The sequence below is a fragment of the Amycolatopsis sp. cmx-4-61 genome, from assembly GCF_046548775.1.
Lineage (GTDB): Bacteria > Actinomycetota > Actinomycetes > Mycobacteriales > Pseudonocardiaceae > Amycolatopsis.
This window is the reverse complement of sequence record NZ_JAEBEI010000001.1, coordinates 548,204-560,628: the sequence shown is the minus strand read 5'-3', so window position 1 is coordinate 560,628 and position 12,425 is coordinate 548,204. Positions and strand designations below refer to the sequence as shown.

The window sequence follows — 12,425 nt, the reverse complement described above, 5'->3', positions numbered from 1 at the left end:
CGGTTCCGGGCGAAGGGAGATCGGGTGACGGCTGGGATCGTCGCGATCACCGTGCCAAACTCCGACGGCGAGCTCCCGGAGCTCGCCGCCTGGCTGCGTCGCGAAGCCGAGCTTCGTGGCCGCGTCCACGTCTTCGACGCCGTCGTGGTCGGCGTTTCGAGCTCGTCCGCCGGCGTCTTCTGCCGCTCGCTCTTCGCGTGGCTGACGCGGGGCCGGGAAGCCCGCGTGTCCCTGAAGGTCAAACGCTCGGGCGCCGCCGAGGAACTCGAGCTCGACTTCGGTGCCGCGAGCGACGCCGAGCAGGTTCTCGGGGCCGTGCAAGGGTTTCTCGACAAAGCCTGACCAACGAAGAAGGCCCGCACGGTTCGCCGTGCGGGCCTTCCTCGCGAGATCGGTCAGGGTGCGCCAGGTGTCGACGTACCCGTCGGGAGCGAGATGCCGCCGTTGCCCTCCGACACGGCCACCGTGATCGGCTGGTCCTTGTTGATCTCGGTGCCCGCCTTCACGCTCTGCTTGGTGACCGTGCCTTCCGGCTGCCGGCTGCCCCGGTCGGACTGCTGGTTGAGCGTTTGGGTCCAGCCCATGCTCTGCAGCTTCTGCTGAGCTTCGTCGACCGGCATGCCCACCAGTTGCGGCATCTCGATCTGGGTCGAAGTCGGGGTGGCCGGGCCCGTCGACACGGTCAGCGTGATCGTCTCGCCGACCGCCAGCTGACCACCGTTCGGGTTCTGGGTGATGACCGAGTCCTTCGCCACCGAGTCCGACCCCTGGTCGACCTTCTTCGTCTTCCAGCCCGCACTCTCGAGCGCCGCCTTGGCCTGCGAGTACGGCTTGCCGGTGAAGTCGGGGACCGTCTTGAGCTGCTTGGACTTGCCGATCGTGATCTTGACGCTGCTGCCCTGCGGGGCCTCGGTACCCGCGGCCGGGGTCTGGTTCAGGATCAAGCCGACCTGGCTCGGGTCGTCGACCTCGGTCTGCTGGACGTTCGGGTCGAGGGTCAGTTTGGCTTCGGTGAGGGCCTGCTCCGCCTGGTCCTGCGTCTTGCCCTTGAGGTCCGGCACGCTGGACTTGCCCGGCGCGGCACCGACGTACAGCGCGATCTTCGTGTTGGTCGCGACCGAGACGCCGGCCGACGGGTCGGTCTTGATGACCTTGTTGATGTCGTCCGGGCTGCACTCCGGGTTGCCGTCGGTCGGCTGCACACCGCAGGTCACGTTCTTCGTCTCGATCGTGCCGTCGAAGCCCCTGCTCTTCAACGTCTCCCGCGCCTGGGGCACCGTCTGGTGCGTGACGTCCGGGATCGCGACCGTGGCGTTGGTGTTGCTCTTGAACGAGCCGGCCAGCCACATGATGAGCAGGACGGCGCCCAGCACGAACACCGCCGCGATCGCCGCCAGGATCGTGCGGCGACGGCGCTTGGCCCGCGGGTCTTCGTCGTCCGGCTCGGTGTATTCGTCGTAGCGCTGCGGCTGCCGCCGGTCGGCGTTCATCACCTGCGTGCGCTCGTCCTCGGACATCACCATCGGCGCCACCGGGCGCTGGCCCGAAAGCGTGCGCACCAGGTCCGAGCGCATCTCCGCCGCCGACTGGTAGCGGTTCGCCGGGCCCTTGGCCAGCGCCTTCAGCACGACGGCGTCCAGCTCCGGCGCCACCGCCGGGTTCACCGACGACGGCGGGTTCGGGTCTTCGCGGACGTGCTGGTAGGCGACCGCCACCGGGGAGTCCCCGGTGAACGGCGGCTCGCCGGTGATCAGCTCGTACAGCACGCACCCGGCGGCGTAGACGTCGGAACGCGCGTCGACCGACTCGCCGCGGGCCTGCTCCGGCGAGAGGTACTGCGCCGTGCCGATCACCGCGGCGGTCTGGGTCATGGCGGACTGGCCGTCGTGCATCGCGCGCGCGATGCCGAAGTCCATCACCTTGACCGCGCCGTTCTTCGTGATCATCACGTTGGCCGGCTTGACGTCGCGGTGCACGATGCCGTGGCGGTGGGAGAAGTCCAGGGCCGCGCAGACGTCGGCCATGACCTCCATCGCCCGCTTCTGCGACATCGGGCCTTCGGTCTTGACGATGTCGCGCAGCGTCCGGCCCTCGACGTACTCCATGACGATGTACGGCAGCGGCCCGAACTCGGTGTTCGCCTCGCCGGTGTCGTAGACCGCGACGATCGCCGGGTGGTTCAGCGCGGCGGCGTTCTGCGCCTCGCGGCGGAAGCGCTCCTGGAACTGCGGGTCCCTGGCGAGGTCGGCACGGAGGATCTTGATCGCGACTTCCCGGCCGAGACGCACGTCGTGGCCGTGATGGACCTCGGACATGCCTCCGTAGCCGAGCGTTTCGCCCAGCTCGTACCGGTTGGAGAGCAGTCTGGGTGTGCTCATCTCTGGGTGCCGTTCCATTCCGTCCAAGGTGTGGTCATGATGCCGTGCCGGCCATCGTCGGTCGTGCCGGGAGGGCTCGCCGAGCCGGCGCCGGAAGCCGCCGGCTCTCCCGCGGGCACCTGTCTGCCCGGGACCACCTGGCTCTGCGTCTGTCCGTTGTGCGGTGGCGAGCCGTTGCCGCCGCCCAGCATCTTCGCCACCAGCACGATGCCCGCCACGAGGACGACGAGCAGGATCGCCGCGAGCAGCGCCCACCAGCCCCACTGCGTCTTCTTGCGGGCGGCCGGCACCATGACCTGCCGCGGAGCGGGCCGGGACGGCGGGCCGATGGCGGCCATCGGGTTCATCGCCGGTGACGGCGGACCAACGGGCATCTGCTGCGGCGGCGGGAGCTGCTGCGGGGGAATGGGCACCGGCATCGACGGCGGCGGCTGCTGGGGCACGTGCTGCGGCACCACCGGCTGCTGGCCCGTCGTGTAGGTGGCGTTGACCAGCCCGGACGGCGTCGGCAGCGGCTGCCCGGCGCGGACCGCGGCGACAGCGGCCGCGAACTCGCCGCCGTTGTTGTAGCGCTGCCGCGGATCCTTGACCAGGGTCGCCTCGATCACCGCGCGCGCCGCGGGCGGCACGTCCGGCGGCAGCGGCGGCGGGATGTCGCGGATGTGCATCATCGCGACCGTCACGGCGTTCTCGGACAGGAACGGCCGGTGCCCGGCGAGGCATTCGTAGCCGCACACCGCCAGCGAGTAGACGTCGGACGCCGGCTCGGCCGGCTGCCCGAGCGCCTGCTCCGGGGCGATGTAGTGCGCGGTGCCCATGACCATGCCGGACCGGGTGACCGGGGCCGCGTCGGCCGCCTTCGCCACGCCGAAGTCGGTGATCTTCACCTGGCCGGCCGACGTCACCAGGATGTTGCCCGGCTTGACGTCGCGGTGGACCAGGCCGTGGGAGTGCGCCGCCTGCAGTGCGTTGCCCGCCTGCTCGAGCATGTCGAGCGTGAACTCCGCCGACAGGCGTCCGTGCTTGGCCAGCAACCCGGCCAGCGGGTCGCCGTCGACGAGCTCCATCACCAGGTACGCGATCGAGAGGTCGCCGTCGAAGATCGTCTCGCCGTAGTCGTGCACCGCGGCGATGCCGGGGTGGTTCAGCGACGCCGTCATCCGCGCTTCCGTGCGGAAGCGGTGCAGGAACTCGGCGTCACCGGAGAGCTCGGCCTTGAGGATCTTGACGGCCACGGTCCGGTCGAGCCGGGTGTCGCTGGCCTGCCAGACCTCGCCCATCCCGCCGACGGCGATCCGGCTCGTCAGCTTGTAGCGGTCGGCCAGCAGCTGACCGGAGGACAGCATGCGCTATCCACCCCCGAGCTTCGCGTTGATGGCCGCGCGGCCGATTTCCGCCGCGACGGTGCCGCCCGTGGCCGCGAGGCCGCGGTTGCCGCCGTCCTCGACGATCACGGCGACCGCGATCTGCGGGTTGTCGACCGGGGCGAAGGCGGTGTACCAGGCGTGCGGTGCGGTGTTCTTGGAGTCCGTGCCGTGCTCGGCGGTGCCGGTCTTCGACGCGATCTTCACGTCGTCGCGCTTGCCACCGCCCTTGGTGAAGCCCTCGGATGCGACCATCATGTCCTTGAGGATCGCGGCGTTCGACGACGACAACGCCGGGGTGCCGGTGAGTTCGGTGGGGCTGTAGTCCTCGATCGTCGACAGGTCCGGTGCCAGCACCGACTGCACCAGCTGCGGCTTCATCGCCATCCCGCCGTTGGCCACGGTGGCCGCGAGCAGGCAGTCCTGCAGCGGCGTCAACCGGACGTCGCGCTGGCCGATGCCGCTCTGGAAGAGCGCGCCCTGGGAGTCGAGCGGCCCGACCGTCGACGGGGCGACCTTCATCGGCACGGTCAGGTCGGTCTGCCCGATGCCGAAGTTCGCGGCCGTCTTCTTCATCTTGTCCGGGCCGAGCTGGCCGGCGAACTCCGCGAACGGCACGTTGCACGAGTGCGCGAGCGCGTCCCGGAACGTGTTGCCCGGGCAGGCTTCCCCGGCGTAGTTCTCCAGCGTGACGTTCGTGCCGGGCAGCTTCGTGTTGGGCGCCGTGCTGACCTGGGTGTCCGGGCCCTTGCCGTCCTCGAGCGTGGCCGCCGCGGTGACCAGCTTGAACGTCGACCCCGGCGGGTAGGTTTCGGAGATCGCCCGGTTCAGCATGGGCTTCTTCTGGTCCTTGTTGAACGCGGTCCAGGCGTCGGTCTGCGCCTTCGACGTGTGCGAAGCGAGCTGGTTCGGGTCGTACGACGGGGTCGAGACCATCGCCAGGATCCGGCCGGTGCTCGGCTCCAGCGCGACGACCGCGCCGGTGTAGCCCTTCTGCGTCATCAGGTCGTACGCGGCCTTCTGCACGGCCGGGTCGATGGTCAGCCGGACGTTGCCGCCGCTGGGGTCCCGGCCGGTGACCATGTCCGACAGCCGCCGCACGAACAGCCGCGGGTCGGAGCCGTTGAGGACGTCGTCCTCGGCGCGCTCCAGGCCGCCGGCGCCGTAGTTGATCGAGTAGTAGCCGGTGACCGGCGCGTACATCGGGCCGTCGGCGTAGGTCCGGATGTACTTGTACTTGTCGTTCGACGGGTTGATGCTGGCCAGCACCTCGCCGTTGGCCTGCGACACGATCTTGCCGCGCTGGCGGGCGAACTCGTCGTAGAGCACGCGCGCGTTGCGGGAGTCGGTGCGGTAGTCGTCGGCCTTCACCACCTGGATGTAGGTGGCGTTGGCCAGCAGCAGGACGACCATCACGAGCATCGCCATGCCGACCTTGCGCAGCGGGGTGTTCATGCCTGGGCGCCCCCGTCCGCCGGCGGGCGCTGCACGAGCACGGTGTGCGCTTCCGCGATCGGGGCCTGCGGCTGCTGCTGCGGCTTCGGGCGGGCGGCGGGCTTGCGGGCCGCGTCGGAGATGCGGAGCAGCAACGCGACCAGGATGTAGTTCGCGAGCAGCGACGAACCACCCTTGGACAGGAACGGGGCGGTGATACCGGTCTCCGGGATGAGTTTCGTGACCCCGCCGACGACGACGAAGATCTGCATGACCATGGTGAACGCGAGCCCGCCGCCCAGCAGCTTGCCGAACGTGTCGCGCACGGCCAGCGCGCTGCGCATGCCGCGCATCGCGACCAGCAAGTACAGCATCAGCACCGCGGCCAGCCCGATGAAGCCGAGCTCTTCGCCGATCGACGCGGTGATGAAGTCGGTGTTGGCCTCGGGCACCATGTCCGGCCGACCGGCCCCGAGCCCGGTACCGCCGACGCCGCCGGTGCCGAGCCCGAACAGGCCCTGGGCGAGCTGGTAGCCGCCGCCCGCCTGGTCGTAGGTGGCCAGCGGGTCCAGCCAGTTCGCCACGCGCTGCTGGACGTGCGAGAAGAGGTTGTAGGCGATGATGCAGCCGACCGCGAAGAAGCTGAGCCCGAGGACGACCCAGATGGCCCGCTCGGTCGCGACGTACAGCATCACCAGGATGACGCTGAAGAACAGCAGCGAGGTGCCGAGGTCCTTCTCGAACACCAGGATGCCGATGCAGGCGAACGCGGCGATCAGGATCGGGCCGAGGTCGCGGGCGCGCGGCAGCTCGACGCCGACGAGCTTCTTGCCCGCCACCATGAACAGGTCCCGCTTCGACACCAGGAACGAGGCGAAGAAGATCATCAGCAGGATCTTCGCGAACTCGCCCGGCTGGATCGAGAAGAACGGCAGCTTCAGCCACACCTTCGCGCCGTTGACCTCGGACAGGCTCGACGGCAGCAGCGCGGGCAGCGCCAGCGCGCCGATCCCGACCAGGCCCGCGGTGTAGCCGTAGCGGGTCAGCGTGCGGTGGTCGCTGACCACGATCAGCACGACGACGAAGAACACCAGCGAGATGACCGTGAACAGCACCTGCGCGGTGACGGCGGGCGTGTAGTCCTTGCCCTGCTGCGTGGCGCGTTCGGCCAGGGCCAGGTCGATCCGGTGGATCATCACCAGCCCGATGCCGTTCAGCAGCGCGACACAGGGGAGCAGCACCGGATCGGCGTACGGCGCCCACTTGCGGACAGCCAGGTGCGCCGCGGCGAAGATCGCGAGGTAGGCGAGGCCCAGCCAGATGATCGACCAGGTCAGCTCCTGCTCCTGGTTCGCTTCCACCAGCACCAGCGCGATGGTGACGATGAACGTCGCGAACCCCAGCAGCACCAGCTCGGTGTTGCGGCGGGTCGGGACCTCGCGGGGCGGGTTCGTCTGGAACTGCGCGGCGAGCGGTTCGGCGGCGCGCGCGGCAGGCTGGCTCATCAGTTACCGCCTCCCGTCGTCGGTGCCGTCGAACTCGGCGTCGAGCAGTCCCTCCCCGCTGGCTGGTTCGCCGACGACGGAGCAGTGGAGCCGGCCGGAGCCGACGGGGTCGTCGTCGGCGTGACCGGGGTCGAGGTCGGCGTCGGGGACGGCAGGCCGCCCGCCGGCGCGCAGTTGTTCAAGCGCTTGCGCAGCTGCAGGAAGTCGTCGATGTACTTCCGCGCTTCGTCGAGGCTGTCCTTCTTGACGCCGTTCTGCACCGCCAGCCGCGCGTCCTCCTGGAGCTGGGTGACGCGGAGCTTGTCCGTGCACACCTGGCTCGGCGGGCAGGACCCCTGCTCGTAGGCGTGCAGGTCGATGCCGAGAATGCTGCCGGGGACGCCGCGGTAGATCACGACCTCCCCGTCCGCTCCCTCGCCGACATAGTACTGACTCAGCACGAAGTAGCGGGTCGCGATGGCGGCCGCGGCGAGCACCACGAGGACCACCAGCGCGCCGGCGAGCCAGCGGAACCGCTTCCGGCGCCGGGCCTTCGGATCCACCTGCGGCTGCGGCAGTTCCGGGCGCGGCTGCGGCGGTGGCTGGGTCAGCGCCCTGGCCCGCGCCGCGGGCGAATCGCCCTGGTGCCGTTCGTCGCTGCCGTCCCCGGCGGCGCCGCCCACGATGGGCGCGTCCTCGCCGAAGTCGACGTCGACGACGTCGGCGATGATCACCGTGACGTTGTCGGTGCCGCCGCCCTTGAGCGCCAGCTCGATCATCCGGTCCGCGCACTGCTGCGGGTCCGGGATCTGCACGGCCTCGGCCAGCGTCTCGTCGCTGACCATGCCGGACAGGCCGTCCGAGCAGATCAGGTACCGGTCGCCGGCGCGGGCTTCGCGCACGGTGAGGCTCGGCTCGACTTCGTGGCCGGTGAGCGCCTTCAGCAGCAGCGACCGCTGCGGGTGCACCGCCGCCTCTTCGGGCGTGATCCGGCCCTGTTCCAGCAGTTCGTTGACGAAGCTGTCGTCCCGGGTGATCTGCGCGAACTGGCCGCCGCGCAACAGGTAGGCCCGCGAGTCACCGACGTGCACCAGCCCCAGCCGGGTGCCGGCGAACAGGACGGCGGTGAGCGTGGTGCCCATGCCGTCCAGGTCCGGGTCCTGCGAGACCAGCTCGGCGATCGCGGCGTTGCCGTTCGCCACCGCCTCGCGCAGCTGGGCGAGCAGGTCGTCGCCCGGCTCGTCGTCGTCGAGCGGGGCGAGGGAAGCGATGACGACCTTGCTGGCGACTTCACCCGCCGCGTGCCCACCCATGCCGTCGGCGAGCGCGAGCAGGCGAGGGCCGGCGTACACGGAGTCCTGGTTGCTCGAACGCACCAGGCCCCGGTCGCTGCGGGCTGCGTAGCGGAGGACGAGAGTCATGGGCGAAGCTCGATCACCGTCTTGCCGATCCGGATGGGGACTCCGAGCGGGACCCGGAGGGGTGCAGTGACCTTAGCCCGGTCCAGGTAAGTCCCGTTCGTCGAGCCCAGATCTTCCACGTACCAGTCCTCGCCGCGCTGGGCGATCCGGGCGTGCCGGGTCGACGCGTAGTCGTCGTCGAGGACCAGCGTGGAGTCGTCGGCCCGGCCGATCAGGATCGGCCGGCCGTCCAGCGCGATGCGCGTCCCGGCGAGCGCGCCGTGGGTCACCAGCAGCTGCTGCGGCGACTTGCTGTTGCGCGGCCTCTTCTCCTTCTTGCGCCCGAAGGTCGGCACCTGGACGCGCATGCCCGACGCCGCGTAGAGGTCCGAGCGCACGACTCGGAGCGCGGCGAACACGAAGAGCCAGAGCAGCACGAGGAAGCCCACCCTGGTGAGTTGTACGACCAGCTCTGGCACTTGGTGTGTCCGCTCCCGACTCTTCCGCGCAGCCGCGACGCGGGTACGCCGCGGTCCCCCCGCACGTCAATTCTGCGGGAACAGTATTCCGTGTCCCCAGTCAGCCCTGTGTACGGAACACGAGGGACGAGTGGCCGACCCGGATGACGTCGCCGTCGGCGAGCTGCCAGGTCTGGACCGGGGTGCCGTTCACGGTCGTGCCGTTGGTCGACCCGATGTCGGCGAGCGTCGCGCTCTGGCCGTCCCAGGTGATCTCCAGGTGGCGGCGCGAAACGCCGGTGTCCGGCAGGCGGAAGTCCGCGTCCTGGCCGCGGCCGACGACGTTCCCGCCCTGCTTCAGCGAGTACGTCCGGTTCGAGCCGTCGTCCAGCTGCAGGCTCGCCGCGAGCTGGCGGCCCGGCGCGGGCTGGCCGTAGCCGCCCTGCTGGCCGTACGGGTCCGCGGCCGGCTGGCCGTACGCCGGCTGCTGGCCGTACTGGTCGTACCCGCCCGGCTGCTGGCCGCCGTACTGGTCGTAACCACCCTGCTGGTAGCCGCCCTGGTCGTACCCGCCGCCCTGGGGCTGCGCGTAACCGCCCTGGTCGTAGCCACCACCCTGGGGCTGGGCGTAGCCGCCCTGGTCGTAGCCGCCGCCTTGAGGCTGGGCGTAGCCGCCCTGGTCGTAGCCACCGCCCTGGGGCTGGGCGTAGCCCTGGTCGTAGCCGGCCTGGTGCTGCTGCTGGCCGTACTGGTCGTAGCCACCACCCTGCTGCGGCTGGCCGTACTGGTCGTATCCACCCTGCTGGCCGTAACCCTGGTCGTACCCGGGCTGCTGGCCACCCTGCTGTCCGTAGCCGTACTGGCCCTGCTGGCCGTACGGGTCACCCTGGTCGTATTGGCCGTAGCCGGGGGGCTGGCTCATTGCTGGGTCTCCTGCGTTGCTGGGTCGTGCCGACCGCGGTGAACCGGCGCCTGAGGGGCGGGCGTCGGGATCGACGGACGAACGGGTCTTGAACTGTCCAGTATGCAGCGCCTCGTTGCGCTCGAGTGATACGACGACGTCACCATAGGTGTCCAGGCCTTCGGCGGCGAGGTGTTCCGCCACCGCCTCGGCCAGCACCTGGGTGACGCGCTGCTCGTCACCGGCCATGCGCTCGTGGTCAGCCGCCCCCAGCGACACGATGTAGTGATTGGGGGCGAGCTGCCGACCGCCTGCCAGCTCACGAACGTTCTCCTCACTCTCCCGCTCGAGGGCGATCGCCACTTCCTGCGTGACGACGTTGCCACCGAACATGCGCGCGAAAGTGTTCCCCACCAGGTTCTCGAGTCGCCTGTCGAATCGTTCGGCGCGGCCCACCGGGGAAAACCTCCTCACACGTGTGCTTCCGCATCGATCCTATCCGGGTGAGCGAGGCTCTACACGGCCCCCGGTGAAACCCGTTCAAACGACCTGCTAGTCTTCTCCTCGCTGTCAGAGAGAAGCACTCGGGCGAGTGGCGGAATGGCAGACGCGCACGGTTCAGGTCCGTGTGTCCGAAAGGACGTGAGGGTTCAACTCCCTCCTCGCCCACGCTGTTCAGAGGCCCGATCGCTTGCGCGATCGGGCCTCTTCCCGTTGGCCTTGTTTTCCCCGGGGGGCCGAGCCCCCCGGACCCCCCACGGTGCCTTCCCTCACGTCCCAGCGTGGTCCGGTAGGCGGCCGTGGGCAGGCCGGTGGGCTACGTCACCTTGTTCGCTCTCGGCGAAGTTAGGCCGTGTGGGTGGCCAGCCAGTCCGCTATGACGTCTGCGCGGCTTGTTGTTTCGATGCCCGCGTGGGGACAGTCCGGGCCCGTGGCCTCCAGGGCGACCAGTTCGGTGCCCGAGAAATAGGGGGCGCCGGAGTCGTAGGTGCACGCGCTCGTCGTGATCTCCGGGGCCGCGCCGCGGACGCCCAGCGTCGTCGCGTCCACCTTCGCCACCGCCACCGTGCCCTGCTGGAGGCGGGTGGCCGGCTTGGGGGCCGCGGCCGTCAGGCTGCCCCAGCCCGCCAGCGTCAGCTGCTGGCCCACCTTCGGGGCGGCTCGGCTCACCGTCAGGGGCGTCACCGCCGTGACGGGGGAATCCAGGCGGATCAGGGCGACGTCGTTCTCCTTGGCCTGGAGGACGTCGGTCGCCCTGCGGGCGATGCCCGATTCCGTCGCTTCGTCGGTCAGGCCCAGCGTCACCGTCGTCGGGTACGGGACCTTGCCCGAGACCCGGTTGCGGCTCGCGTCGTGGAAGCAGTGGCCGGTCGTGACGACCCAGCCGGGCGCGATGAGCGCGCCCGTGCAGTAGCTGCTGTACGTCGAGCCGTCCGGGCGCGGGATCTTCGTCATCGCGATCTTCGCGACGAACTCGTCCTGCCCCGGCGGGACGTCGGAACCGTGCGCGACGGCCCAGGCGGCGGGAGCGGTGGAGATGGTCAGAACGGCAGCGGCGAGCAGGGCGCGCAGGCGCATTTCTCCCCTTCGTCGAGTCGGTGGTCGACGTTCGACGTTAGGGCCGCCGCCGCGGCCGGGGAATTCCCTGGCCGGGCGTCACCCGGTGGACCATCGGGTGACGCCCGGTGGAGGTCAGCCGGTGTGCGAAGCGATCCAGTCCGCGATGACGTCCACCCGCGAAGTGGTCTCGAGCTGGTTGTGCGGGCAGTCCGGCCCGGTGGACTCCACCGACACGAGCTGGCCGCCGGAGCCGCCGGCGACGAAGTACGGCGCGCCCGAGTCGTAGACGCAGGCGCTCGTCGTCGACGTCGGGGCGACGCCCTGGACGCCGAGCGTCGCGGCGGCGACCTGGCCGACCTTCACGGTGCCCTGCTGCAGCTTCGTCGAGGGCGCCGGGTTGACCGCGGTGAGGCTGCCCCAGCCGGCGAGGGTCAGCAGCTGGCCCACCGACGGGGTGACGCGGTTGACCGTGAGCGGCGTGATCGTCGTCACGTCCGTGTCGAGGGTCGCGATCGCGATGTCGTTTACGCTCGACTGGTAGACGGTGACGACGTTGCGCGTCACGCCGGGCGTGCTCTGGTCGACCGTGCCGAGCAGCACGGACGTCGGGTACGGCACCGGTCCGGAGACGCGGTTGCGGTTCGCGTCGTGGAAGCAGTGCCCGGCCGTGATGATCCAGTTCTTCGCGATCAGGGAGCCGGAGCAGGCGCTGTTGTAGCGGCTGCCGTCGGGCCTCGGGATGTTGGTCATCGTGAGCTTGGCGGCGAACCCGAACTGGCCCGCCGGGACGTCGGAACCGTTGGCCACGGCCGAAGCCGGTGCCGCGGTGGCGAGCCCGGCGGTCAAGGTCAGGAAGGCAGCGGAAAGCACGGCGCGCACGCGCATCGGTGGATCCCCCCTTGTCGTGCACCGGCGGTCGACGGCCGGTGATCACCTTCGAGCGTAGCCACGGTGCACGCGACGGAAAGGCGCTGCATGGAGCAAAAAACCGGCCCCGGCGCGGTACGCCGGGGCCGGTTTGGGCGTTGTGCGCTAGTTCACGCCGACCAGGTCGACGACGAAGACGAGGGTCTCGCCCGGCTTGATGACGCCGCCCGCGCCGCGGTCGCCGTAGGCCAGGTGCGGCGGGATCACCAGCTTGCGGCGGCCGCCGATCTTCATCCCCGCGACACCCTGGTCCCAGCCGGCGATGACCTGGCCGGCCCCGAGGCCGAAGCGCAGCGGCTCGCCGCGGTTCCAGGAGGCGTCGAACTCTTCGCCGGTCGAGTGGGACACCCCGACGTAGTGCACGGTGACGGTCTTGCCCGCCGTGGCCTCCGCGCCGTCACCGACGGTGATGTCGGTGATTTCCAGGTCGGCCGGAGCGGGTCCGTCCGGGCGGTCGATGAGGGGCTTTTCCAAGGTCATGGCCCTCACCGTACCGATGCGCGCCCGGCTGCGCCGATC

At 70.3% G+C, this 12,425-nt stretch carries 11 protein-coding genes and 1 tRNA gene; 2 read left to right on the top strand and 10 right to left on the bottom strand.

Annotation, left to right across the window (positions count from 1 at the left end; all coding sequences use genetic code 11):
* Window positions 1–24 precede the first annotated feature (24 nt).
* On the top strand, window positions 25–342 hold the full coding sequence (locus tag ACLJOU_RS02780; RefSeq protein ID WP_410562751.1) for an effector-associated constant component EACC1: 318 nt from the start codon (window positions 25–27) through the stop codon (window positions 340–342).
* 53 nt (window positions 343–395) lie between these two features.
* Here the strand turns inward: ACLJOU_RS02780 and pknB are convergent, their stop codons facing one another.
* The 7 genes from pknB to ACLJOU_RS02745 form a co-directional block, all read right to left on the bottom strand.
* Entirely contained in the window at window positions 396–2,378 is a 1,983-nt protein-coding gene (gene pknB / locus ACLJOU_RS02775) for a Stk1 family PASTA domain-containing Ser/Thr kinase (protein ID WP_410562749.1), read from the bottom strand.
* A complete protein-coding gene (locus ACLJOU_RS02770; protein ID WP_410562746.1) occupies window positions 2,375–3,724 on the bottom strand; it encodes a serine/threonine-protein kinase in 1,350 nt (449 codons plus the stop codon). Before ACLJOU_RS02770 ends, pknB begins: the two co-directional genes overlap by 4 nt.
* Window positions 3,725–3,727: 3 nt before the next feature.
* Entirely contained in the window at window positions 3,728–5,197 is a 1,470-nt protein-coding gene (locus ACLJOU_RS02765; protein ID WP_410562743.1) for a peptidoglycan D,D-transpeptidase FtsI family protein, read from the bottom strand.
* A complete protein-coding gene (locus ACLJOU_RS02760; protein WP_410562740.1) occupies window positions 5,194–6,681 on the bottom strand; it encodes an FtsW/RodA/SpoVE family cell cycle protein in 1,488 nt (495 codons plus the stop codon). Before ACLJOU_RS02760 ends, ACLJOU_RS02765 begins: the two co-directional genes overlap by 4 nt.
* Window positions 6,681–8,081, bottom strand: coding sequence for a PP2C family protein-serine/threonine phosphatase (locus ACLJOU_RS02755; protein ID WP_410562738.1), 1,401 nt, complete (start codon window positions 8,079–8,081; stop codon window positions 6,681–6,683). The genes ACLJOU_RS02760 and ACLJOU_RS02755 overlap by 1 nt, the downstream gene beginning before the upstream one ends.
* Window positions 8,078–8,539, bottom strand: a complete 462-nt coding sequence (locus ACLJOU_RS02750; protein WP_410562735.1) for an FHA domain-containing protein FhaB — start codon at window positions 8,537–8,539, stop codon at window positions 8,078–8,080. The genes ACLJOU_RS02755 and ACLJOU_RS02750 overlap by 4 nt, the downstream gene beginning before the upstream one ends.
* A 100-nt stretch (window positions 8,540–8,639) precedes the next feature.
* Window positions 8,640–9,875, bottom strand: coding sequence for a DUF3662 and FHA domain-containing protein (locus tag ACLJOU_RS02745; protein ID WP_410562732.1), 1,236 nt, complete (start codon window positions 9,873–9,875; stop codon window positions 8,640–8,642).
* A gap of 130 nt (window positions 9,876–10,005) precedes the next feature.
* On the opposite strand from ACLJOU_RS02745, the gene ACLJOU_RS02740 reads away from it, so the two are divergent.
* A tRNA-Leu gene (locus ACLJOU_RS02740) sits at window positions 10,006–10,088 on the top strand.
* A 177-nt stretch (window positions 10,089–10,265) separates the two neighbouring features.
* Here ACLJOU_RS02740 and ACLJOU_RS02735 read toward each other — a convergent pair.
* The 3 genes from ACLJOU_RS02735 to ACLJOU_RS02725 all read right to left on the bottom strand — a co-directional run bounded on the left by ACLJOU_RS02735 (window position 10,266) and on the right by ACLJOU_RS02725 (window position 12,386).
* Window positions 10,266–10,997, bottom strand: coding sequence for a trypsin-like serine protease (locus ACLJOU_RS02735; RefSeq protein WP_410562730.1), 732 nt, complete (start codon window positions 10,995–10,997; stop codon window positions 10,266–10,268).
* Window positions 10,998–11,111: 114 nt separating this feature from the next.
* Complete coding sequence (locus tag ACLJOU_RS02730; protein ID WP_410562727.1) at window positions 11,112–11,864, bottom strand: S1 family peptidase; 753 nt, start codon at window positions 11,862–11,864, stop codon at window positions 11,112–11,114.
* A gap of 147 nt (window positions 11,865–12,011) precedes the next feature.
* A complete protein-coding gene (locus tag ACLJOU_RS02725) occupies window positions 12,012–12,386 on the bottom strand; it encodes an FKBP-type peptidyl-prolyl cis-trans isomerase (RefSeq protein ID WP_410562724.1) in 375 nt (124 codons plus the stop codon).
* Window positions 12,387–12,425 lie beyond the last annotated feature (39 nt).